Origin of the sequence: Pseudomonas cremoricolorata, from assembly GCF_000759535.1 — a bacterium.
GTDB classification, from domain to species: domain Bacteria; phylum Pseudomonadota; class Gammaproteobacteria; order Pseudomonadales; family Pseudomonadaceae; genus Aquipseudomonas; species Aquipseudomonas cremoricolorata_A.
Genome location: NZ_CP009455.1, coordinates 1,305,556 through 1,329,049, shown reverse-complemented (window position 1 = coordinate 1,329,049; position 23,494 = coordinate 1,305,556). Strand labels below are relative to the sequence as shown.

Here is a 23,494-nt window from a genome sequence, read left to right as displayed (position 1 = left end):
GCAAATTGCAAGTAGAGGCGTGTCTGCTCTTGCTTGTCGCTTGCCGCTCGAAGCTTGCCGCTTAGAGGAGATAAGAATGTCCAAGAAAATCCATGTAACCGATACCATCCTGCGTGACGCCCACCAGTCGCTGCTGGCCACCCGCATGCGCACCGAAGACATGCTGCCGATCTGCGACAAGCTCGACAAAGTCGGCTACTGGTCGCTGGAAGTGTGGGGCGGCGCAACGTTCGACGCCTGTGTGCGCTTCCTCAAGGAGGACCCGTGGGAGCGCCTGCGCAAGCTGCGCGCAGCACTGCCCAACACCCGTCTGCAAATGCTCCTGCGCGGCCAGAACCTGCTGGGCTACCGCCACTACAGCGATGACGTGGTCAAGGCCTTCGTCGCTAAGGCGGCGGTCAATGGCATCGACGTGTTCCGTATCTTCGACGCCATGAACGATGTGCGTAACCTGCGAGTGGCCATCGAAGCGGTCAAGGCCGCGGGCAAGCATGCCCAGGGCACCATCGCCTACACCGTCAGTCCCGTGCACACCATCGACGCCTTCGTCAAACAGGCCAAGCAGATGGAAGCCATGGGTTGCGACTCGGTGGCGATCAAGGACATGGCCGGCCTGCTGACCCCGTACGCCACCGGCGAGTTGGTCAAGGCGTTGAAGGCCGAGCAGTCGCTGCCGGTGTTCATCCACTCCCACGACACCGCAGGTCTGGCCGCCATGTGCCAGCTCAAGGCGGTGGAAAACGGCGCTGACCATATCGATACGGCGATCTCCAGCTTCGCCTGGGGCACCAGCCACCCCGGCACCGAGTCGATGGTCGCAGCCCTCAAGGGCAGCGAGTTCGATACTGGCCTGGACCTGGAACTGTTGCAGGAAATCGGCATGTACTTCTACGCGGTGCGTAAGAAGTACCACCAGTATGAAAGCGAATTCACCGCGGTGGACACTCGCGTTCAGGTCAACCAGGTGCCCGGTGGGATGATTTCCAACCTGGCCAACCAGCTCAAGGAGCAGGGCGCGCTCAACCGCATGAGCGAAGTGCTGGCGGAAATCCCGCGTGTGCGTGAAGACCTCGGCTTCCCGCCGCTGGTGACGCCAACCTCGCAGATCGTCGGCACCCAGGCGTTCTTCAACGTTCTCGCCGGTGAGCGCTACAAGACCATCACCAATGAGGTGAAGCTGTACCTGCAAGGCGGCTACGGCAAGGCCCCGGGCGTGGTCAACGAGAGCTTGCGGCGTCAGGCCATCGGCAGCGAAGAGGTGATCGATGTGCGCCCGGCCGACCTGCTCAAGCCGGAGATGAGCAAGCTGCGCAGCGACATCGGCGCGCTGGCGCACAGTGAAGAAGACGTGCTGACCTTCGCCATGTTCCCGGACATCGGGCGCAAGTTCCTCGAAGAGCGCGAAGCCGGCACCTTGAGCCCTGAAGTGCTGTTGCCGATTCCAGAAGCCGGCGCAGTGGCGGCGCCTGGCGGCGAAGGCGTGCCGACCGAGTTCGTCATCGACGTACACGGCGAAACCTACCGCGTGGACATCACTGGCGTGGGCGTTAAGGCCGAAGGCAAGCGTCACTTCTACCTGTCCATCGACGGCATGCCCGAAGAAGTGGTGTTCGAACCGCTCAACGAGTTCGTCGGCGGCGGCAGCAGCAAGCGCAAGCAGGCCAGCGAGCCAGGCCATGTCAGCACCAGCATGCCGGGTAATATCGTCGACGTGCTGGTCAAGGAAGGCGATACGGTCAAGGCCGGCCAGGCCGTGCTGATCACCGAAGCGATGAAGATGGAGACCGAAGTGCAGGCCGCCATTGCCGGCAAGGTCACGGCCATTCACGTGGCCAAGGGCGATCGCGTGACACCGGGCGAGATTCTGATCGAGATCGAGGGCTGATCAGGCTTGCGTGCGTAGACCGGAACGTGAAGGGGGAGCGCCAGGCTCCCCCTTTTTTTGCCCTGCGAAACCTGCCTTACAGCATCCTGCGGAACTGAATGAAGCCCGAGCGCTGGGCGACTTGTTCATAGAGACGAATGGCGGTGGCGTTGGTGTGCTGGGTCAGCCAGTGCACCTTGCTGCAGCCGGCGTTCTTGGAGACGCTGCACACGTGTTCGATCAGGGCGCGGCCAATGCCCAGGCCGCGCTGGTTGGGGTCGACGAACAGGTCTTGCAGGTAGCAGCCGTCGCCAATGCTCCAGCAGGTACGGTGGAATACCCAGTTGACCATGCCCACCGCCTGGCCATCGACCCAGGCCAGGGCAGCGTGCATGGGCTCCTGAGGATCGAGCAGGCGCTGCCAGGTGCTGGCGGTCACTTCTTCGGGCAGAACGGTTTCATAGAACGTCAGGTAGGGCTGCCACAGCGACAGCCAGGCGGCGTGGTCGTCGGCGGTGACGGGGCGCAGGGTTACGGTGCTCATGGGTGCAATCCTTATGCGAGGTGAACGTGAACCTGCCGGCGTGGTGTGTTGCCGGCGCATTCGGCTGATCGGGTTTGGCCCTTGTGGGTGCGCTCAATCGTAGGCAGCCTATTGGTTCTGGTTAAGAGCCATTAGCCGCTTATTCACAGGGTCCAATTTCATGGCCGAGCAGCGTTCAAAACTACCCTTCGATCCCGCCGGGATCGTCTTGGATGGCCAGCGCGGGCTGAGCCGGCAGCTATACCAGGCACTGCGTCTGCGCGTGCTGGACGGGCGCTTGAGCAGCGGTACTCGCTTGCCTGCTTCACGTGACCTGGCGGCTGTCTTGGGTATTTCCCGCAACAGCGTCATGCGCGCGTACGACCAGCTGTACGCTGAAGGCTATATCGAGAGCCGTGTCGGGGATGGCACGTACGTCAGCCAGCTGCCAAAACTATCCACACAACTGTCCACAGGGTTATCCCTGGGTTTATCAACAGACTTATCCACATTTCCGACCAAAAGCGCTGGTGATTCATACAGCTCCTATTGCTTTGGTGAGCCTTCCCAGCAACCCACAAATACGTCTTCTGCGCCTTCCCGAAGCGCCATGCCAAGCGCGTTTCAGGTGGGCATTCCGGCCTTCGATCTGTTCCCCTTCGACGTCTGGGCCAAGCTGCAGGCGGCTTTCTGGCGCAACCCCGACCCTGCCTTGCTCGGTTATGACAATCCCACAGGCGAGCCACTGCTGCGGGAGCTGGTAGCCGCTTACCTGCGCCGCTCGCGAGGGCTGTCGTGCACGGCTGAACAAATTGTGATCACCAGTGGTGCACAGCAGGCCATCAGCCTTTGTGCACAGTTGCTCATGCAGCCTGGCGATGCCGTGGCTGTGGAAAACCCAGGGTACCGCTCTGCGCGCGACGCCTTCAGCCTGGCCGGTGGCCGCCTGCAAGGTGTAGCGGTGGATGAGGAGGGCATCGCAGTGGAGCAACTGCAGCGTCTGGATGATTGCCGCATGGTCTACGTGACGCCCGCCCATCAGTACCCCACGGGAGTCACCATGAGCCTGGCTCGGCGGCTACAACTGCTGCAATGGGCCGAGCGCAACGAGGGCTGGATCGTGGAGGACGACTACGATGGCGAATACCGCTACAGCGGCGCGCCCCTGGCGCCGCTGGCGGCCCTCGATCGGCAGGGTCGCGTGCTGTATGTCGGCACCTTCAGCAAGGTCGCCTTCCCAGCGCTGCGCATGGGCTACCTGGTATTGCCGCAGCGGTTGGTCGAGCATTTCCGCCAGTCCAAGGCGCTTGGCGTGCGGCTGACGGACATTGGCAGCCAGTGTGTGATGGCGCAGTTCATCGCCCAGGGGCATTTTCAGCGGCATATCCGCCGCATGCGCCGTGCCGCGCTGAGCCGGCGCACCGTGCTCAGGGCTGGCTGGCCGGCAGGGGTGGCGGGGCTTGGGGCGATGCCGGAGGTGGCGGCGGGGCTGCATGTGAAAGTGGCGGTGGATAGCCTGGCGCGCGAAACACAGCTGATTGAGCAGGCCGCAGCGGTGGGCGTTGAAATCAACCCGCTAAGCCGCTATTGGCTGGATGAGGACGTACCTGTGGATAACCACGCTGGGCTGGTTCTGGGTTTCGCTGCGGTCAAGGAAGCGGACATCGCCCAGGCCTTGATGCGCTTGCGCAAGGCATGGCGGTCATGAGCGCATAAAAAAAGGGCCCGCTGCCGAAGCAGCGAGCCCTCAAGAGGTTGAGAGGTGTCTAGTCCCTCGACCTGGTGAGACGGGTGTTGCGCGTGGTCAGGCTTTGAGCGGAACCAGGCGCGGGGCGATCATGTTTTCCGGGCGCAGGATGTCGTCGAGCATGGCGTCGTCCAGCAGCTTCTCTTCGCGCACCAGTTCCAGCACGCCACGGCCGCTTTCCAGGGCAACGCGGGCGATACGGGTGGCGTTCTCGTAGCCGATGTACGGGTTCAGCGCGGTGACCAGGCCAATGGAGTGCTCGACCAGTTCGCGGCAGCGCTGTTCGTTGGCGGTGATGCCGACGATGCAGTGCTCGCGGAGCATGTCCATAGCGCGTTGCAGCAAGCGGATCGAGTCGAAGATCTTGTAGGCGATCAGCGGCTCCATGACGTTGAGCTGCAGCTGGCCACCTTCGGCGGCGACGGTCAGTGCCAGGTCGTTGCCCATGATGGCGAAGGCCACCTGGTTGACCGCTTCCGGGATCACCGGGTTGACCTTGCCGGGCATGATCGAGCTGCCGGGCTGACGCGCTGGCAGGTTGATTTCGTTGATGCCGGTGCGTGGGCCGCTGGACAGCAGGCGCAGGTCGTTGCAGATCTTCGACAGCTTGACTGCGGTGCGCTTGAGCATGCCGGAGAACAGCACGAAAGCGCCCATGTCGGAGGTGGCTTCGATCAAGTCGGCAGCCGGTACCAGCGGCTGGCCGCTGATCAGGGCCAGGCGTTGTACGGCCAGGGCCTGGTAGCCCGGGTCGGCGTTGATGCCGGTGCCGATGGCGGTGCCGCCGAGGTTGATTTCGGTGAGCAGCTCAGGGGCCAGCGAACGCAGGCGGTGCAGGTCTTCGGTCATGGTGGTGGCGAAGGCGCGGAATTCCTGGCCGAGGGTCATCGGCACGGCGTCCTGCAACTGGGTGCGGCCCATCTTCAGCACGTGGCTGAATTCCTCGCCCTTGGCGGCGAAGGCTTGAATCAGGCTTTCCAGGCTGGCCAGCAACGCATCGTGACCCAGCAGCAGACCCAGGCGGATCGCGGTGGGGTAGGCGTCGTTGGTGGACTGCGCCATGTTCACGTCGTTGTTGGGGTGCAGGTACTGGTACTCACCCTTCTGGTGGCCCATGGCCTCCAGCGCGATGTTGGCGATGACTTCGTTGGCATTCATGTTGGTCGAAGTGCCAGCGCCGCCCTGGATCATGTCGACCACGAACTGTTCGTGGTAGTCGCCCTTGATCAGTCGCGCACAGGCTGCGCTGATGGCAGCGTGCTTGGCATCGCTCAGGTGCCCCAGCTCACGGTTGGCGTCGGCAGCGGCCTGCTTGACCATCGCCAGGCCCACGACCAGTTTCGGGTAGTGCGACAGCGGAACGCCAGAGAGGTGGAAGTTGTTGGCAGCGCGCAGGGTCTGGATGCCGTAGTAGGCATCGGCAGGAACTTCCAGAGTGCCAAGCAGATCTTTTTCGACGCGGAACGATGCAGCAGAGGACATGATAGGTATCATCTCGGTTTTGACCCGGCACCTGCCGGAATGGCGCCAATGCTAGGGCGCAGCGCATTATGCGGCCAATGCTGATGCACACTGACCTATGCACAAACGGCATACCGATTCATGTGACGCCAACTGACTATCAGGCGTGTTCCATTTTGGTGCGCGCCGGGAGACACGCTTCGTGAACCTGGAAAGCAAATGGCTGGAAGACTTCAGTGCCTTGGCGGCGACCCGCAGTTTCTCCCAGGCGGCCGAGCGCCGCTTCGTTACCCAGCCGGCCTTCAGCCGGCGCATTCGCAGCCTTGAGGCAGCGCTGGGATTGACCCTGGTGAATCGCTCGCGCACGCCTATCGAACTGACCGAGGCCGGCCAGCTGTTTCTGGTAACCGCGCGCACCGTTGTCGACCAGTTGGGCGAAGTTCTTCGCCATTTGCATCATCTGGAAGGCGGGCAGGGCGAGGTGGTGCAGGTGGCCGCAGCGCACTCGCTGGCGTCAGGGTTCTTTCCGCACTGGGTGGCGCAACTGCGCAACGATGGCCTGAACATCGCCACGCGCATGGTGGCCACCAACGTGGGTGAGGCGGTGCATGCGCTGCGTGAAGGTGGTTGCGACCTGATGCTGGCCTTCTATGACCCGGATGCCGCATTGCAGATGGATGCCGAAATCTTCCCTTCGCTGCACATGGGCACCACCGAGATGTTGCCGATCTGCGCAGTCGGCAAGGACGGCAAGCCGCTGTTCGATCTGGAGGGCGAAGCCAGCGTGCCGCTGCTGGCCTACAGCGCTGGGGCCTTCCTTGGCCGCTCGGTGAGCCTGCTGCTGCGCCAGCGTAGCCTGCGCTACACCACGGTGTGTGAAACGGCCATGGCCGACAGCCTGAAAAGCATGGCCCTCGAAGGCATGGGCGTGGCCTGGGTACCGCGGCTGTCGATGCGCGGCGAGCTGGAGCGCGGCGAGCTGGCGATTTGCGGGGCAGCGCAGTGGCACGTGCCGCTGGAGATCCGTCTGTACCGCTGCGCGCTGGTGCGCAAGGCCAATGTGCGTCTGCTCTGGCGCAAGCTGGAGTCGGCCAGCGCCCAGGCTGGCAGCGGGGGTTGAAGGGTGGGAAAAGTTGTCCCGCAAGACAGCTTGCCCTTTGATCCGCCGTGTGCTTGCAGGGGTGGGCGGCTCGCTCGCCAGTAGGCTATAATCCCGCGCCTTCGACCGGCTCGGTCGATCAGAATCCATATGACAAGCCACGCCGGTCCACCTGCGTGGCTTGTTGCTTTTAGCGCGCCAGCAGGCGCTTGCAGAAGAGGCTCGACGATGAGTGCACTGGTTGGCGTGATCATGGGCTCCAAGTCCGATTGGTCCACCCTTAGCCACACCGCCGATATGCTGGAAAAGCTCGGCATTCCCTACGAAGTGAAGGTGGTGTCGGCGCACCGTACCCCGGATCTGCTGTTCCAGTACGCAGAAGAAGCCGAGGGCCGCGGGATCGAAGTGATCATCGCCGGTGCCGGCGGCGCTGCCCACCTGCCGGGCATGTGCGCGGCCAAGACCCACCTGCCAGTGCTGGGCGTGCCGGTGCAGTCGTCGATGCTCTCGGGCGTCGACTCGCTGCTGTCGATCGTGCAGATGCCTGCTGGCGTGCCGGTCGCGACCCTGGCCATCGGCCGTGCCGGTGCGGTCAACGCGGCGCTGCTGTCGGCGAGCATCCTGGGCGCCAAGCACCCGCAGTTCCATGCTGCGCTCAAGCAGTTCCGCACGGAGCAGACCGACACCGTGCTGGATAATCCAGACCCGCGCCAGGCTTGAGGTTGAATCCATGAAGATCGGTGTAATCGGTGGCGGCCAGCTGGGCCGCATGCTGGCCCTGGCGGGCACCCCGCTGGGCATGAATTTCGCCTTCCTCGACCCGGCCCCAGACGCCTGTGCGGCGCCGCTGGGCGAGCACCTGCGGGCTGACTACGGCGATCAGGACCACCTGCGCCAATTGGCCGACGAGGTCGACCTGGTCACCTTCGAGTTCGAAAGCGTTCCGGCCGAAACGGTCGCCTTCCTCTCGCAATTCGTGCCGGTCTACCCGAGCGCCGACGCCTTGCGCATCGCCCGCGACCGGCTGTTCGAGAAGAGCCTGTTCCGCGACCTGGGCATTCCCACCCCGGCGTTCGCCGACATTCTTTCGCAAGCCGATCTCGACGCCGCAGTCGCCAGCATCGGCCTGCCCGCCGTGCTCAAGACCCGCACCTTGGGTTACGACGGCAAAGGCCAGAAAGTGCTGCGCACTGCAGCTGATGTGGTCGACACCTTCGCCGAGCTGGGCAGCGTGCCGTGCCTGCTGGAAGGCTTCGTGCCGTTCACTGGTGAAGTGTCGCTGATCGCCGTGCGTGGCCGTGATGGCGAGACGCGCTTCTACCCGCTGGTGCACAACACCCACGACAGCGGCATCCTGCGCCTGTCGGTGGCGAGCGATGCGCACCCGCTGCAGGCACTGGCCGAAGACTACGTCGGGCGTGTGTTGGACAAGCTCGATTACGTCGGTGTCATGGCCTTCGAGTTCTTCGAAGTCGACGGCGGCCTGAAGGCCAACGAGATCGCCCCGCGGGTGCACAACTCCGGGCACTGGACCATCGAAGGCGCCGAGTGCAGCCAGTTCGAAAACCACCTGCGCGCCGTGGCCGGCCTGCCGCTGGGCTCGACCGCCAAGGTCGGTGAAAGCGCCATGCTCAACTTCATCGGTGAAGTACCGGACGTGGCGCGCACCGTGGCCATCGACGACTGCCACCTGCACCACTACGGCAAGGCCTTCAAGGTCGGACGCAAGGTCGGCCATGCCACCCTGCGCTGCCACGATATGCCTTCCCTGCGCGCCAAGATCGCCGAGGTAGAGGCACTGATCGCCGGCTGATGGAACCTCGGCGGGCTTGCGCCCCTCTGAAGTGGCAACACGCCAAGGGCTGCACTGTCCTTGGCGCGTTCCACTTCACGACAAGAGGGATCGCCAATGGGCATCATCGGAACCATCTTCATCGGCTTCATCGTCGGCCTGCTGGCTCGCTTCCTGAAACCGGGTGACGACAGCATGGGCTGGATCATGACCATCCTGCTCGGTATCGCCGGCTCGCTGCTCGCCACCTACGGCGGCCAGGCACTGGGCATTTACCAGGCCGGTCAGGCCGCAGGCTTCTTCGGTGCACTGGTGGGCGCGATCATCATTCTGGTGATCTACGGCTTCATCAAGAAACGCTGAAATACCGCTAGAATGCCCGGCAATTCATCCCACTGAGTTGCCGAGCTCTCCATGCGTGCGTCGTTCCTCTTTTCCCTGCTGCTTGCCAGCACCCTGGCCCATGCCGAGCTGCCCGAGACCGACTGGCTCGAGCTGATGCCGGCCTCCGATCAAAAGGCCCTCGAGGCCATGCCCGAGATCGACCACAACTCCCCCGAGGCCATGGGCACCTTCACCGACAAGGGGGGCCTGAAGCAGAGCAAAGGCCTGCCGGCGGTGATGTACTCGACCAAGACCGTCGCCGCCATGAACGGCAAGACCATCCGCCTGGGCGGCTATCCGGTGCCATTGGAAAGCGACGCCAAGGGCAACAGCACGCTGTTCTTCCTGGTGCCATACCCCGGCGCCTGCATCCATGTACCGCCACCGCCGCCCAACCAGCTGGTGCTGGTGCGCTATCCGAAAGGGTTGAAGATCGATGATATCTACACGCCGCTGTGGGTCACCGGACCACTGAAGGTGGAGAAGGTCAGCAACGACCTGGCCGACGCTGCCTATGCGCTGGATGCCCAGGGCGTGCGGGTGGTCGAAGACGCTGACCTGTAAGGCCTCGGCAGGCCCTACAACGGCTCGCTGGCGAGAGTCACCGCCAGCGAATGGCTGGCGCCCGGGGCCAGGGTGACGATGTCGTCCCAGGCATTGGCGGTCTCGATGCAGAGCATGCCCTGCCAGCCTTCGGCGGCCATGTCCGGCAGTTCGGCGGCGCGTTCTGTCCAGGGGTTCCAGATCACCGCCGAGCGTGAGCCTTGGGTGTCGAGGGTGATGCGCCGACGGTGACCTAGGTCGACGATGCTCAGCCGGGTGGGTGGTTGCAGGTAGATACGGTCGGTTTCGCCGTTGAAGGTCAGGGCGCCTGCCTGGTGGCGCTGTGTCCAGCCCTCCAGGGTTTCCACATACTCGAGGCCTGCCACCTCTGGCACCTGTACCTGGTGCACATCGCTGACGGCGAAGTAGCTGTGCAGTGCCTGGCTGAGGGTCAGGGGATGGTCGTCCAGATTGCGGCTGGTCAAGGTCATGCGCAGGGATTCGCCCAACTCGATCAGCAAGGTCAGTTCGACCCTGTGCGGCCAGCCCGGCAGACCTTGCTGCGCCTCGGGCAGGCTCAACTTCACACTCACAGCGTCGCCTTTTTCCTCGATGCCGAGCAGCGTCCAGTCGCGCCCGCGTACCAGGCCATGGGCCGGCGCCTCGCTGCCGTGGTACTCGGCCTGTACCGCCGCTGGATTGCGTTGCAGATTGCCGAACCACGGCCAGCACACCGGCACTCCACCGCGCACCGACTTGCCTGCCTTGAACAGCGCCTGGTCGCTGAGCCACAGCAGCGGCGGCTCGCCGTTGCGCTGGTAGCCGAGCACCTGGGCACCCTGGCGGGCGATCAGCAGTTCGGCGTGCTCGGTGACGATGCGCCAGCCGCTGAGCGCGCCACGTTCGAAAGTGTCGATGAGGGGCTTGGTCATGCAGGTTTCCTATAAGCGCGGGGCAAGGGCAGGGTGGGCGTGTCAGTCAGCGGCGCGGCACCGAGCGGGTACGGCCACTGCCGTCGATGGCAACGAAGACGAACACCGCTTCGGTGACCTTGCGCCATTCGCTGGACAGTGGATCATCGCTCCACACCTCGACCATCATCTGAATCGAACTGCGGCCGATTTCAACGGTTTGGGTGTAAAACGACAACTGCGCGCCGACGGCTACAGGCACCAGGAATGCCATGCGGTCGATGGCCACGGTGGCGACGCGGCCACCGGCGATGCGGCTGGCCATGGCGGTGCCAGCCAGGTCCATCTGGGCCACCAGCCAACCGCCAAAGATGTCGCCGAAGCCATTGGTTTCGCGGGGCAGTGCGGTGATTTGCAAGGCCAGGTCGCCTTGCGGAATGGGATCTTCTTGTTCGAGCTCAATCATGCCGTGGGGCCTCTGACCCGTGACGCTTCGTGAGAGGGCGCACTCGAGAGGCGCCGAGAAAACGATGAAGGCGGGCCACATACTACGCCCATTTCACCGTGGCAGGCGGGCACCAGGACACACCCGGAAATACCCTTGAGCATACGGACCGACGATTTCACACAACATCCCACGTCGGAAGCAGCCTTTTCCTACAATCGGCCGAGTATATAGAGCGCAGAGGGCCGGCACGACCGCACCTTCATGACAATTGCCTGCAAACAGCGCGGCTATGAGCCGGCGCTGGCAATTTGTTATCTTCCCCCCTCGCTTATTCCAGAAGCCGCGCACCACGCGGCCTGCGTGCCCCACAAGAGTGCAAAACAATGACCACCGTGCCCAGCAGTATCGAGCAGCCCGCGCGCCCGCTTACCCGCAACGACTACAAGACGCTTTCCCTGTCCGCCCTGGGCGGCGCCCTGGAGTTCTACGACTTCATCATCTTCGTGTTCTTCGCCACGGTGGTCGGCAAGCTGTTTTTCCCTCCGGACATGCCCGAATGGCTGCGCCTGATGCAAACCTTCGGCATCTTCGCTGCCGGCTACCTGGCACGGCCCTTGGGCGGTATCGTCATGGCCCACTTCGGCGACCTGCTGGGACGCAAGAAGATGTTCACCCTGAGCATCTTCATGATGGCGGTGCCGACGCTGATCATGGGCCTGCTGCCGACCTACGCGCAGATCGGCCTGTGGGCACCGATGCTGTTGCTGCTGATGCGGGTGATCCAGGGCGCGGCGATTGGCGGTGAAGTGCCGGGGGCGTGGGTATTCGTCTCCGAGCACGTGCCGGCGCGCAACACCGGTTATGCCTGCGGCACCCTCACCGCCGGCCTGACCGCAGGGATTCTGCTCGGCTCGCTGGTGGCCACGCTGATCAACAGCGTCTATAGCAGCGAAGAAGTCGCCGACTATGCCTGGCGTATTCCCTTCCTGCTGGGCGGGGTGTTCGGCCTGTTCTCGGTGTACCTGCGCCGCTGGTTGCACGAAACCCCGGTATTCGCCGAAATGCAGCAACGCAAGGCCCTCGCCGAAGAGCTGCCGCTGCGCGCGGTGCTGCGTGACCATCGCGGTGCAGTGATCCTGTCGATGCTGCTGACCTGGCTGCTGTCGGCCGGCATCGTGGTGGTGATCCTGATGACCCCGGCGCTGCTGCAAAGCCTCTATCACATCAGCCCTACCGACGCGCTGAAGGCCAACAGCCTGGCGATCGTGCTGCTCAGCCTGGGCTGCATCGGTGCCGGCTGGCTGTGCGACCGCATTGGCGCCGGTCGTGTGCTGGTGATCGGCAGCCTGCTGCTGCTTGCCACCTCCTGGACGTTCTACCACAGCCTGGAAAGCCACCCTGAATGGCTGTTCATGCTCTACGCCGCCACCGGCCTGTGCGTCGGCACCATCGGCGCCGTGCCGTTCGTGATGGTCAAGGCCTTCCCAGCGGTGGTGCGCTTCACCGGCCTATCGTTCTCCTACAACGTGGCCTACGCGATCTTCGGCGGCCTGACCCCGATGGTGGTCACCGCACTGCTCAAGTTCAGCCCGCTGGCGCCGGGGTATTACGTGGCGGGGTTGTGTGGGTTGGGGTTGGTCGTTGGGGGGTATTTGTTGAGCCGCAAGCGTTGAGCGACTCACAGAGCGGATGAAAGGCCATCACTCATGATGGCCTTTCATCCAATTGTCACAATCCGTACATAGAGTCTTCATACGGTCTTTCGATACTTGGCCCGCTCTCTTCCGACCCCCGAATTCCTGCTAGGAGCAAGGCATGAAACTCAAGCGTTTGATGGCGGCCCTGACATTCGTCGCCGCTGGCGTTGCCACCGCCAACGCGGTTGCTGCTGTCGATCCCTCGATCCCGACCTACACCAAGACCACCGGTGTTTCGGGCAACCTCTCCAGCGTTGGCTCCGACACCCTGGCGAACCTCATGACCTTGTGGGCCGAGGCCTATAAAAAGGAATACCCGAACGTCAACATCCAGATTCAGGCGGCCGGTTCGTCCACGGCGCCACCTGCGCTGACCGAGGGCACTGCCAACCTCGGGCCGATGAGCCGCAAGATGAAAGACGTCGAGCTGCAGGCCTTCGAGCAGAAGTACGGCTACAAGCCCACCGCCATTCCGGTCGCGGTCGATGCGCTGGCGGTGTTCGTGCACAAGGACAACCCGATCAAGGGCCTGACCATGGCGCAGGTCGATGCGATCTTCTCCTCGACCCGCCTGTGTGGCGCCAAGGCCGAGGTCAAGACCTGGGGCGATGTCGGTGTAACGGGCGATCTGGCGAACAAGCCAGTGCAGCTGTTCGGTCGCAACTCGGTGTCGGGCACCTATGGCTACTTCAAGGAAGAGGCGCTGTGCAAAGGTGACTTCAAGCCCAACGTCAACGAGCAGCCTGGCTCGGCCTCGGTAGTGCAGTCGATCAGCAGCTCGCTGAACTCCATCGGTTATTCGGGCATTGGCTACAAGACTGCCAGCGTCAAGACCGTGCCGCTGGCGAAGAAGGAAGGCGGCGAGTTCGTCGAGGACAACGAAGCCAACGCGCTGAACGGTACCTACCCGCTGTCGCGCTTCCTCTACGTGTACGTCAACAAAGCGCCGAACAAGCCACTGGCGCCGCTGGATGCCGAGTTCATCAAGCTGGTGCTGTCGCAGTCGGGCCAGCAGGTTGTGGTGAAAGACGGTTATATCCCGCTGCCGGCCAAAGTGGTGGAAAAGACCTTGGCTGACCTGGGCTTGTCCCACGCGGGCAACGTCGCCAAGCAGTAACCGTCAACAGGGCGCATCGGCCTGGCCGATGGCGCCCATCCTGTTTCCGGTCCGTGGCACAGACTCTCTGGGCTGCGGGCCTTTTTGCGTCACGCGGCTGTAACGTTTCTGTCATATGTCGCGGCTAGGGTGTGCGCATGAATGATCTGGTCAAGGCTTCCATGACTCAAAATTCCTCCTCTGCGCGGATCGATTTCAACACCCCAGAGATGCAGCGCAAACGCCGCCTGCGCGCCCTGAAGGACCGCGTCACGCGCTGGTACGTGCTGGTGGGCGGGCTGGCCGTACTGGCTGCGATCACCCTGATCTTCTTCTACCTGGCCTATGTGGTACTGCCGTTGTTCCAAGGCGCGGAGCTGACACGCAAGCCAGCCCTGACGCCCGCCTGGCTGCAGCAGGAGGCTGGCAAGCCGCTGATGATCGCCCTGGAAGAGCAGAACCTGGTGGGACTGCGGGTGTCCGACCGCGGTCAGGCATTGTTCTTCGATACCAAGACTGGCGCCGAGCTCAAGCGCGTCGACCTGCCGCTGCCGGCGGGTACCCAGGTCACCGCCATCGGCAGTGATCAGCCGGGTAGCCCGCTGATCACCCTGGGCCTGTCCAACGGGCAGGTCCTGGTGTTCCAGCACAGCTACAAGATCACCTACCCCGAGAACAAAAAGACCATCACCCCCGGTGTTGATTTCCCCTACGGCGAGCAGCCGTTCGTGCTCGACGAACAGGGCCGCGCGCTCGATCACGTCAGCCTCAACCGCAACGGCGACAGCCTGCTGCTGGCCGGCTCGGTCGGCGCGCAGTTGCAAGTGATGAAGATCACCCGCGAAGAAAACATGATGACCGGGGAAGAGACCCGCGAGCAGAGCCGCATCGTGCTGCCGCAGATGATCGAGCCGGTCAAGGCGATCTATGTCGATCCACGCCAGCAATGGCTGTACGTGATCAATGGCCGGGCGACGGCAGACGTGTTCAGCCTGCGCGACAACAGTCTCAACGGTCGCTACAAGCTGCTGGAAGATGGCAACGCCGAGGTGACGGCCAGTGGTCAGCTGGTCGGCGGGATTTCGCTGATCTTCGGTGATTCCAAGGGTGGCCTGAGCCAGTGGTTCATGGCCCGCGACGCCGATGGCGAGCAACGCCTCAAGCACATTCGCAGCTTCCAGCTGGGCAAGGCGCCCGTTGTGCAGATCGACGCCGAAGAGCGTCGCAAAGGCTTCACTGCCCTCGACAGCGAAGGCCAGCTGGGGGTGTTCCACAGCACTGCGCACCGCACCTTGCTGGTCGAGCCGGTGGCTGACGGTGCTGGAGTTCTTGCGCTGTCGCCGCGGGCCAACCGCCTGATCATCGAGCGCAACGGCCAACTGCTGCCGCTGAGCCTGCGCAACCCGCACCCGGAAGTGTCGCTGAGCGCGCTGTGGGGCAAGGTCTGGTACGAAAACTACGACGCGCCGCAGTATGTCTGGCAGTCCACCGCCTCCAACACCGACTTCGAGCCCAAGCTGAGCCTCTCGCCGCTGACCTTCGGCACCCTCAAGGCAGCGTTCTACGCCATGATCCTGGCCGCGCCGCTGGCCATCGCCGCAGCGATCTACACCGCCTACTTCATGGCGCCGGGCATGCGCCGCAAGGTCAAGCCGGTGATCGAGCTGATGGAGGCGATGCCGACGGTGATCCTCGGCTTCTTCGCCGGGCTGTTCCTCGCGCCGTATCTGGAGGGCCATCTGCCCGGTGTGTTCAGCCTGTTCCTGGTGCTGCCGCTGGGGATTGTGCTGACCGGATTCGCCTGGAGCCGGCTGCCTGAGTCGATTCGTCTGCGCGTGCCCGATGGCTGGGAAGCGGCGATTCTGATTCCGGTGATCCTCGCCATCGGCTGGTTCGCCCTGAGCATCAGCCCGCAGGTGGAAAGCTGGTTGTTCGGTGGCGACATGCGTCTGTGGATCAGCAACGACCTGGGCATCACCTACGACCAGCGCAACGCCTTGGTAGTCGGTATCGCCATGGGCTTCGCGGTGATCCCGAACATCTACTCCATCGCCGAGGACGCCGTGTTCAGCGTGCCGCGCAGCCTGACCCTGGGCTCGCTGGCCCTGGGCGCGACGCCGTGGCAGACCCTGACCCGCGTGGTCATCCTCACCGCCAGCCCGGGCATCTTCTCGGCGCTGATGATCGGCATGGGCCGCGCCGTGGGTGAAACCATGATCGTGCTGATGGCCACCGGCAACACGCCGGTGATGGAGATGAACCTGTTCGAAGGCATGCGCACCCTGGCCGCCAACGTGGCGGTGGAAATGCCCGAATCGGAGGTCGGCGGCAGCCATTACCGCGTGCTGTTCCTCGCTGCGCTGGTGCTGCTGGTGTTCACCTTCATCATGAACACCTTGGCCGAGCTGATTCGCCAGCGTCTGCGCAAGAAATACTCGTCGCTTTGATTGAAAGGTAGAGATCCGTGAAGCAGGATTCCCTCAAAGGCTGGTTCAAGAGCGGCGCGCCCGGTGTGTGGATCAGCGGTGGCGCAGTCGCCATCGCGGTGATCATGACCATCGGCCTGCTCTCGGTCATCGCCGTGCGTGGCCTTGGCCACTTCTGGCCGGCCGACCTGGTGCAGGCCAGCTACCAGGTGCCGGGTCAACCCGAACAGACCGTCATCGGCGAAGTGGTGCAGAGCGAGCAGGTGCCCCGTGCGCGGCTCAAGAGCGCAGGCTTGCCGGTGCCGGATGAAGGCCCCGAGTTCATGACCCGCGAGCTGATCAAGATCGGCAACCGTGACCTCAATGGCAACGATTTCAGCTGGGTGATCGGCGACTGGCTGGTCAACCAGCAGCGCCCCGCTGAGCTGATGGCGCTGGAGCGTCGCGAATGGGGCAATTTCTATGGCTATCTGGTCAGCGTCAAGGAGGGTGACCGGGTGGTGGCCCAGGGGCCAGCCGCCTGGGCCGAGCTGCATGCGCGGCTCAAGCGCGCCAGCCAGCTCAGTGCCGAGCTGCAGAGCCTGGAAAAGAAAGACATCGGCGCCATCAATCACGGCCTCGAGCGCCTGCGCCTGCAAGGGCGCAAGCTGGAGCTGGAAGGCAAGCTCGATGCGGCAGCGCAAGCTGATCTGGACGCTGACCGGGCCGAGCTCAATAGCCGCTACAAGGCCATCGAAGAACGTCTCGGCAGTCTGCACCAGGCCTTCGCCCGCGACAGCCTGGTGGCCCGTGACGGCAATGGCCGGCAGGTCGAGATCAACCTGAGCAAGGTGGTTCACGCGATCCAGCCCAACGGCATGTCGACCCTGACCAAGCTCGGCACCTATTTCGCCAAGGTGTGGGAATTCGTCAGTGACGATCCACGGGAAGCCAACACCGAAGGCGGTATTTTCCCGGCCATCTTCGGCACCGTGATGATGACCCTGATCATGGCGGTGATCGTCACCCCATTCGGCGTGCTGGCGGCGGTTTACCTGCGCGAATACGCCCGGCAAGGCCCGGTGACCCGGTTGATCCGCATCGCGGTGAACAACCTCGCCGGGGTGCCGGCGATCGTCTACGGCGTGTTTGGCCTGGGCTTTTTCGTCTATGTGCTGGGCGGCTCGATCGACCGATTGTTCTTCCCCGAGTCACTGCCGGCACCGACCCTGGGCACGCCAGGGCTGCTGTGGGCCTCGCTGACCCTGGCGCTGCTGGCCGTGCCGGTGGTGATCGTGGCGACCGAAGAGGGTCTGGCACGTATCCCGCGCACGCTGCGCGAAGGCTCGTTGGCGCTCGGCGCGACCAAGGCCGAAACCCTGTGGAAGATCGTCATTCCCATGGCCAGCCCGGCGATGATGACCGGAATGATCCTGGCGGTGGCGCGGGCGGCGGGCGAGGTCGCACCGTTGATGCTGGTCGGTGTGGTCAAGTTGGCGCCTTCGCTGCCGCTGGACGGCAATTACCCCTACCTGCACCTGGACCAGAAGATCATGCACCTGGGCTTCCACATCTATGATGTCGGGTTCCAGAGCCCCAACGTCGAGGCGGCTCGGCCGCTGGTGTATGCCACGGCCTTGCTGCTGGTGCTGGTGATCGCAACGCTCAACCTTTCGGCAGTGTGGATTCGCAACCACCTGCGGGAAAAATACAAGGCCCTGGACAGCTGACCGCAGCGCCAAGCCACAAGCGGCACGCCGTTCGCCGTTGTGCCCCAACTTGCAGCTTGCAGCACACCGCCTGCAGCTCCCGAAGGAGTGTGACCATGCAACAAGATTCCCACCCCCGCAGCATCGACCTGTCTGCCCTGGGCCGTGACAAGCAGGGCCTGCGCCTGGGTGAAGAAACCGTGGCGATCGAAGTGCCGGGTCTGTCGCTGTTCTATGGCGATAAACAGGCACTGTTCGACATCAAGCTGAACATCCCCAAGCAGCGCGTGACCGCGTTCATTGGTCCCTCGGGCTGCGGCAAGTCGACCTTGCTGCGTACCTTCAACCGCATGAACGATCTGGTCGACGGCTGCCGCGTGGTCGGCGAGGTCAACCTGTATGGCAATGACATCTACCGCAAGGGCGAAGAAGTGGCCGAACTGCGTCGCCGCGTCGGCATGGTGTTCCAGAAGCCCAACCCATTCCCCAAGACCATCTACGAGAACGTGGTGTATGGCCTGCGCATTCAGGGCATCAACAAGAAGCGTGTGCTCGACGAAGCCGTGGAATGGGCGCTCAAGGGCGCTGCGCTGTGGGACGAGGTCAAGGACCGCTTGCATGAGTCGGCGCTGGGGCTCTCTGGTGGTCAGCAGCAGCGTCTGGTGATCGCCCGCACCATCGCTGTCGAGCCGGAAGTGCTGTTGCTCGACGAGCCCTGCTCGGCACTCGACCCGATCTCGACCCTGAAGGTCGAAGAGCTGATCTACGAGCTCAAGTCCAAGTACACCATCGTCATCGTCACCCACAACATGCAGCAGGCGGCGCGGGTGTCGGACTACACCGCGTTCATGTACATGGGCAAACTGGTGGAATTCGGTGATACCGATACGCTGTTCACCAACCCGGCGAAGAAACAGACCGAAGATTACATTACCGGCCGCTATGGCTAGCGGCAGCGGCAAGCTGCTGGCGGCAAGCTGTAAGCAAGTCGCTGAGCCTGTTCCCAATGTATGAAACCCACACACGTGCAGCTTGAAGCTTGCAGCTCAAAGCTTGCAGCTCGCCTCCAGAGGCGCGATCGCGGAGCGACAGCATGATCAACAAAGAAAGCCTCACCCACCACATTTCCCAGCAATTCAACGCCGAGCTGGAGGAGGTGCGCAGCCATCTGCTGGCCATGGGCGGGCTGGTCGAGAAGCAGGTGAACGACGCGGTCACCGCGCTGATCGAGGCCGACTCGGGGTTGGCCCAGCAGGTGCGAGAGGTCGACGAGCAGATCAACCAGATGGAGCGCAACATCGACGAGGAATGCGTGCGCATTCTCGCCCGGCGTCAGCCGGCAGCCTCGGACTTGCGCCTGATCATCAGCATTTCCAAATCGGTAATCGACCTCGAACGTATCGGCGACGAGTCGACCAAGATCGCCCGCCGCGCCATCCAGCTGTGCGAAGAGGGCGAATCGCCGCGTGGCTATGTCGAGGTGCGACACATCGGTGACCAAGTGCGCAACATGGTCCGCGATGCCCTCGACGCCTTCGCCCGCTTCGATGCCGACCTGGCCTTGTCGGTGGCGCAGTACGACAAGACCATCGACCGCGAGTACAAGACCGCCCTGCGCGAGCTGGTGACCTACATGATGGAAGACCCGCGCTCGATCTCGCGGGTACTCAGCGTGATCTGGGCGCTGCGTTCGCTGGAACGTATCGGCGACCATGCGCGCAACATCTCCGAGCTGGTCATCTACCTGGTGCGTGGCACCGACGTGCGGCACATGGGCCTCAAGCGCATGCAGGCCGAAGTCCAGGGCAAGGGCCTGGATGATGTACTCCTGGCTAATGTTCCGCCCTCGCCTGACGATAAATAGTACTGCGCGTTCGCCAAGACGCCCGGCCAGTGCCGGGCGTCGTCGTTTTCACCGGACGCCTGCGATGAGCGCGGCTGGCACGGCTTTTTGGCAAAATGCCACTAGTCGGCGGTATGCTAGCCGGCATAGATGAGGAATATCGATGAGTAAAGTCAAAGTGCTGGTGGTGGACGACGCCTCGTTCATTCGCGACCTAGTCAGAAAAGCCCTGCGCAGCGCCTTCCCCGGCATCGCCGTGGAAGATGCCATCAACGGCCGCAAGGCCATGGCGATGTTGAGCAAAGAGCCGTTCGACCTGGTGCTGTGCGATTGGGAGATGCCGGAAATGAGCGGCCTTGAGCTGCTCGAATGGTGCCGCCAGCAGCCGTCGCTCAAAGGTTTGCCGTTCATCATGGTGACCAGCCGCGGCGACAAGGAAAACGTTATCCAGGCGATTCAGGCGGGCGTCTCGGACTTCGTTGGCAAGCCCTTCACCAACGAGCAGTTGCTGACCAAGGTGAAAAAGGCCTTGAGCAAGACCGGCAAGCTCGAAACGTTGCTCAGTGGTGTGCCGGCACGGGCTACCTCGGCCTTCGCCAATGACTCGCTCAATGCTTTGACCGGTGGTCGTCCGCAGACGGCCCAGGCTCCGGCAGCGGCCATGGCCGCGCCGGCCAGTGCCGCACCGCGTGCCCCTGTGGCGCCGGCGCCGACTGCTGCGCCGACCCCCGCGCCTGCCGGCCGTGGCCAGGGCCAGTTACGTCTGGCCAGCGGTGCGGTGCAGGGTTGTGTCATCAAGGCGCTGAGCCTCAAAGAGGCGCTGCTGGTCATCCGCCGCAGCGAAGCGCTGCCGCAGATTCTGGAAAGTGCGGTACTGGACCTCGAGCAGGGCGAGCAGGCCGAGGTGGCACGGCTCAATGGCTATCTGCACGCCATCGCCGCGCTGGAGCAGCGGCCGGACAGCGACTGGCTGCAACTGACGTTCAAGTTCGTCGATCAGGATGCGCAGAAGCTCGACTACCTCTCGCGGCTGATCGCCCGGGGTACGGCGCAGAAGCACTTCACCCCAGGCGCCTGACGCTGGGGCTGTTGCCAGCCCCGCTGGGTGCTCAGTCGAGCTTGAGCACCTTGGCCAGGACGATCTTCGGGCCTTTCATCTTCTTGATGTTGATGCGCAGGCCTTCGACCTCCAGCAACTCTTCCTCTTCCGGAACGCGCTTGAGGGTCTCGTAGACCAGGCCTGCGAGGGTCTCGGCCTCGATGTGGTCAAGGTCGACACCGAGCAGACGTTCGACCTTGAACAGCGGCGTGTCGCCGCGCACCAGCAGCTTGCCAGGTTGATAGGCAAGAATGCCGCGCTCGGTCTTGCGGTGCTCGTCCTGAATGTCACCGACCAGCACTTCCAGCACGTCTTCCATGGTCAGGTAGCCGATCACCTTGCCATCGGCCTCTTCGACCAGCACGAAATGCGCACCGCCCTTGCGGAACTGCTCCAGCAGTTGCGACAGCGGCATGTGCCGCGACACACGCTCCAGCGGGCGAATCAGGTCGTCGAGGTCGAGTGTGCCAGGCAGGTGGTCGGGCTCGGCCAGCTCCAGCAGCAGGTCCTTGATATGCAGCAGACCGATGAACTCTTCGCGCTCGTGGTCGTACACCGGATAACGGCTGAACTTGTGGCGACGGAACATCGCCAGGATTTCCTTGAGCGGCGCGCGTGAGTCGAGGCTGATCATGTCCTCGCGCGAGTTGGCCCAGTCGACCACCTCCAGCTCGCCCATCTCCACCGCCGACGCCAGCACGCGCATGCCCTGGTCGCTGGGGTCCTGGCCACGGCTGGAGTGCAGGATCAGCTTGAGTTCTTCACGGCTGTAATGGTGCTCGTGGTGCGGGCCTGGCTCGCCCTGGCCGGCAATGCGCAGGATGGTGTTGGCGCTGGCGTTGAGCAGGTAGATCGCCGGGTACATGGCCCAGTAGAACAGGTACAGCGGCACGGCCGTCCACAGCGACAGCAGCTCGGGCTTGCGAATCGCCCACGACTTGGGCGCCAGTTCGCCGACCACGATGTGCAGGTAGGAAATCACGAAGAAGGCGACGAAGAACGAGATGCCCTTGATCAGCTCGGGGCTGTCCACGCCCAGATAGGCCAGCAACGGTTCGAGCAGGTGGGCGAACGCCGGTTCACCGACCCAGCCCAGGCCCAGCGACGCCAGGGTGATACCCAGCTGGCAGGCCGACAGGTAGGCGTCCAGCTGGCTGTGTACCTTGCGCAGGATACCGCCACGCCAGCCGTGCAGTTCGGCGATGGATTCGACGCGGGTCGAGCGCAGTTTGACCATGGCGAACTCGGCGGCGACGAAGAAGCCGTTGAGCAGAACCAGGAACAGCGCAAAGAGAATCATGCCGAAATCGGCAAATAGCGAGGTGAGGCTAAACGCAGGGGAAGGGTCCATGATGGATTTTTTACGGGGTCCGTCTGTTGTTGAGAAGGGAAAAAAAGTGCCAGCGGATGCTGGCACAAGCGATCCAATGTAGCGGTTGAGACCATAAAAGCAAAGGGGAGTGCTGAACCGTGGGCCTCAGCGGGCGCGTGTGGCCACCTGGGAAGCCGGGAAGTGGCAGGTGAAGGTGCTGCCGTGACCCAGCACGCTGCTGATCTCCAGGCGCCCGCGATGGCGCAGCAACACGTGCTTGACGATGGCCAGGCCCAGCCCGGTGCCGCCAGTGTTGGACGCGCGGCTGGAGTCGACCCGATAGAAGCGCTCAGTCAACCGCGGCAAGTGCTTGGCTTCTATGCCCGGGCCGGTGTCCTGCACGCTCAGGTGCGCGCCATGCTCATCGCGCCACCAGCGAATGCGGATGTCGCCTGCATCCTGGGTGTACTTGACGGCATTGAACACCAGATTGGAAAAGGCGCTGCGCAGCTCCGACTCACTGCCCTTGAGGCTGACACCGGGTTGCGCCTCCAGGCTGATCCGTTGCTGGCGCGGCCCGGACAGCGCCAGGGCGTCGGCCTGAATGGTCTTGAGCATTGCCTCGACGGGCACAGGCTGGTTGTCCGAGGGGTAGTCGGTGGCTTCCAGTTTGGCCAACAGCAGCAAGTCGTTGAGCAGGGCCTGCATGCGCGAGCCTTGCTGGCTCATCTGCTGCAAGGCGCGAGCCCAGCGCGGATTCACTTCATCGACGTTGTCGAGCAGAGTCTCCAGATAACCGGCGATTACCGTCAGCGGAGTGCGCAGTTCGTGGGAGACGTTGGCGACGAAGTCCTTGCGCATCTGTTCGAGCTGATGAATGCGGGTGACGTCGCGCACCAGCATCAGGTGCTCGTTGTTGCCGTAGCGAGTGATGTTGAGCTGGATGCGCAGGCGGTCGTTGATTGGCGAGGGGATTTCCAGCGGTTCGGCGTAGTTTTCCGCTTCGAAGTATTCCTTGAAGCGCGGATGGCGCACCAGGTTGGTGACGGCCTGACCGCCATCCTGGGGCGTCTTCAGACCAAGCAGGGTCTCGGCTGCGCGGTTCCACCATTCCAGGTTGCCGTCGCTGTCGAGCATGATCACCGCATCGCGCAGCGCGGCGGTGGACTCCTGCACTCGGTCGATCACCGCTTGCAGCCGGCCTCGCACCCGCTGATCACGACGTTGCAGGTGGTAGATGCTGTCGAACACCTCGCCCCACAGGCCATAACCGTCGGGCGGCGCTTCGTCGGGTTTGTGGTGGCTCAGCCAGTCATGCAGACGCAACAGTTGCTTGAGCGTCCAGCCCAGGTACAGCGCCAGCCCGACGGTCAGGCTCCAGCCGTAGTGCCCGCTGATCAGGCCGCCGAGCAGGCAGAGGGTGATCAGCAGCAACAGGTGGCGAATAAGGGTCGCATGCCAGTTCTGGTTCACGTGGAAATCCTTCGGACCCGACGGCCCACCGCAGGCCAGGCGCTGCGAGCGGGTGCGGATCGGTGGTGCTGTGACGTCCGTTGTTCAG

19 protein-coding genes and 2 pseudogenes are annotated in these 23,494 nt (G+C 63.4%); 15 read left to right on the top strand and 6 right to left on the bottom strand.

Features of this window, described 5'->3' with window-relative positions; translation table 11 throughout:
* Positions 1-76: 76 nt before the first annotated feature.
* Positions 77-1,885 (top strand): sodium-extruding oxaloacetate decarboxylase subunit alpha, encoded by a 1,809-nt coding sequence (gene oadA, locus LK03_RS05710; protein ID WP_038411458.1) that lies wholly within the window; start codon positions 77-79, stop codon positions 1,883-1,885.
* A gap of 76 nt (positions 1,886-1,961) precedes the next feature.
* Here oadA and LK03_RS05705 read toward each other — a convergent pair whose 3' ends face one another.
* Positions 1,962-2,408, bottom strand: a complete 447-nt coding sequence (locus LK03_RS05705) for a GNAT family N-acetyltransferase (protein WP_038411457.1) — start codon at positions 2,406-2,408, stop codon at positions 1,962-1,964.
* Positions 2,409-2,568: 160 nt separating this feature from the next.
* Between LK03_RS05705 and LK03_RS22785 the strand changes: the two are divergent.
* Positions 2,569-2,905: pseudogene (locus LK03_RS22785) on the top strand (GntR family transcriptional regulator); the annotation flags it as partial.
* 77 nt (positions 2,906-2,982) lie between these two features.
* Positions 2,983-4,095: pseudogene (locus tag LK03_RS05700) on the top strand (PLP-dependent aminotransferase family protein); the annotation flags it as partial.
* A 96-nt stretch (positions 4,096-4,191) separates the two neighbouring features.
* Here the strand turns inward: LK03_RS05700 and aspA are convergent.
* Entirely contained in the window at positions 4,192-5,616 is a 1,425-nt protein-coding gene (aspA, locus tag LK03_RS05695) for an aspartate ammonia-lyase (protein ID WP_028693133.1), read from the bottom strand.
* 181 nt (positions 5,617-5,797) lie between these two features.
* Here aspA and LK03_RS05690 point away from each other — a divergent pair, with 181 nt between their 5' ends.
* The 5 genes from LK03_RS05690 (at position 5,798) to LK03_RS05670 (ending at position 9,434) form a co-directional block, all read left to right on the top strand.
* Positions 5,798-6,715 carry a LysR substrate-binding domain-containing protein gene (locus LK03_RS05690; protein ID WP_038411455.1) on the top strand — a complete coding sequence of 306 codons (918 nt, stop codon included), beginning with the start codon at positions 5,798-5,800 and terminating at the stop codon, positions 6,713-6,715.
* Positions 6,716-6,922: 207 nt separating this feature from the next.
* On the top strand, positions 6,923-7,414 hold the full coding sequence (gene purE / locus LK03_RS05685) for a 5-(carboxyamino)imidazole ribonucleotide mutase (RefSeq protein ID WP_038411454.1): 492 nt from the start codon (positions 6,923-6,925) through the stop codon (positions 7,412-7,414).
* A gap of 10 nt (positions 7,415-7,424) precedes the next feature.
* The gene (locus LK03_RS05680) at positions 7,425-8,507 is read left to right on the top strand and encodes a 5-(carboxyamino)imidazole ribonucleotide synthase (protein WP_038411453.1); all 1,083 of its coding nucleotides are present in this window, start codon (positions 7,425-7,427) and stop codon (positions 8,505-8,507) included.
* Positions 8,508-8,603: 96 nt separating this feature from the next.
* Positions 8,604-8,849 (top strand): GlsB/YeaQ/YmgE family stress response membrane protein, encoded by a 246-nt coding sequence (locus LK03_RS05675; RefSeq protein WP_028693137.1) that lies wholly within the window; start codon positions 8,604-8,606, stop codon positions 8,847-8,849.
* 51 nt (positions 8,850-8,900) lie between these two features.
* Positions 8,901-9,434, top strand: a complete 534-nt coding sequence (locus LK03_RS05670; RefSeq protein ID WP_038411452.1) for a DUF3299 domain-containing protein — start codon at positions 8,901-8,903, stop codon at positions 9,432-9,434.
* 14 nt (positions 9,435-9,448) lie between these two features.
* Here LK03_RS05670 and LK03_RS05665 read toward each other — a convergent pair whose 3' ends face one another.
* Together LK03_RS05665 and LK03_RS05660 are read right to left on the bottom strand one after the other, a co-directional pair.
* The gene (locus LK03_RS05665; protein ID WP_038411451.1) at positions 9,449-10,345 is read right to left on the bottom strand and encodes a D-hexose-6-phosphate mutarotase; all 897 of its coding nucleotides are present in this window, start codon (positions 10,343-10,345) and stop codon (positions 9,449-9,451) included.
* Positions 10,346-10,391: 46 nt separating this feature from the next.
* Complete coding sequence (locus tag LK03_RS05660) at positions 10,392-10,790, bottom strand: acyl-CoA thioesterase (RefSeq protein WP_038411450.1); 399 nt, start codon at positions 10,788-10,790, stop codon at positions 10,392-10,394.
* A gap of 365 nt (positions 10,791-11,155) precedes the next feature.
* Here LK03_RS05660 and LK03_RS05655 point away from each other — a divergent pair, with 365 nt between their 5' ends.
* From LK03_RS05655 to LK03_RS05625, 7 genes are all read left to right on the top strand, one after another.
* Positions 11,156-12,445, top strand: coding sequence for an MFS transporter (locus tag LK03_RS05655; protein ID WP_038411449.1), 1,290 nt, complete (start codon positions 11,156-11,158; stop codon positions 12,443-12,445).
* 142 nt (positions 12,446-12,587) lie between these two features.
* The gene (locus LK03_RS05650) at positions 12,588-13,586 is read left to right on the top strand and encodes a phosphate ABC transporter substrate-binding protein PstS (protein ID WP_038411448.1); all 999 of its coding nucleotides are present in this window, start codon (positions 12,588-12,590) and stop codon (positions 13,584-13,586) included.
* Between the two features lie 416 nt (positions 13,587-14,002).
* Complete coding sequence (locus LK03_RS05645; protein WP_205621235.1) at positions 14,003-16,012, top strand: ABC transporter permease subunit; 2,010 nt, start codon at positions 14,003-14,005, stop codon at positions 16,010-16,012.
* A gap of 17 nt (positions 16,013-16,029) precedes the next feature.
* Positions 16,030-17,700 carry a phosphate ABC transporter permease PstA gene (gene pstA, locus LK03_RS05640; RefSeq protein ID WP_038411446.1) on the top strand — a complete coding sequence of 557 codons (1,671 nt, stop codon included), beginning with the start codon at positions 16,030-16,032 and terminating at the stop codon, positions 17,698-17,700.
* A 95-nt stretch (positions 17,701-17,795) separates the two neighbouring features.
* Entirely contained in the window at positions 17,796-18,629 is an 834-nt protein-coding gene (pstB, locus tag LK03_RS05635; RefSeq protein WP_038411445.1) for a phosphate ABC transporter ATP-binding protein PstB, read from the top strand.
* 143 nt (positions 18,630-18,772) lie between these two features.
* Positions 18,773-19,543, top strand: coding sequence for a phosphate signaling complex protein PhoU (gene phoU / locus LK03_RS05630; protein ID WP_038411444.1), 771 nt, complete (start codon positions 18,773-18,775; stop codon positions 19,541-19,543).
* 142 nt (positions 19,544-19,685) lie between these two features.
* Positions 19,686-20,600 carry a response regulator gene (locus LK03_RS05625; protein ID WP_038411443.1) on the top strand — a complete coding sequence of 305 codons (915 nt, stop codon included), beginning with the start codon at positions 19,686-19,688 and terminating at the stop codon, positions 20,598-20,600.
* Positions 20,601-20,631: 31 nt separating this feature from the next.
* Here the strand turns inward: LK03_RS05625 and LK03_RS05620 are convergent, their stop codons facing one another.
* Together LK03_RS05620 and phoR are read right to left on the bottom strand one after the other, a co-directional pair.
* Entirely contained in the window at positions 20,632-21,972 is a 1,341-nt protein-coding gene (locus LK03_RS05620) for a hemolysin family protein (RefSeq protein ID WP_038411442.1), read from the bottom strand.
* A gap of 126 nt (positions 21,973-22,098) precedes the next feature.
* On the bottom strand, positions 22,099-23,406 hold the full coding sequence (phoR, locus tag LK03_RS05615) for a phosphate regulon sensor histidine kinase PhoR (protein ID WP_038411441.1): 1,308 nt from the start codon (positions 23,404-23,406) through the stop codon (positions 22,099-22,101).
* Positions 23,407-23,494: the final 88 nt, after the last annotated feature.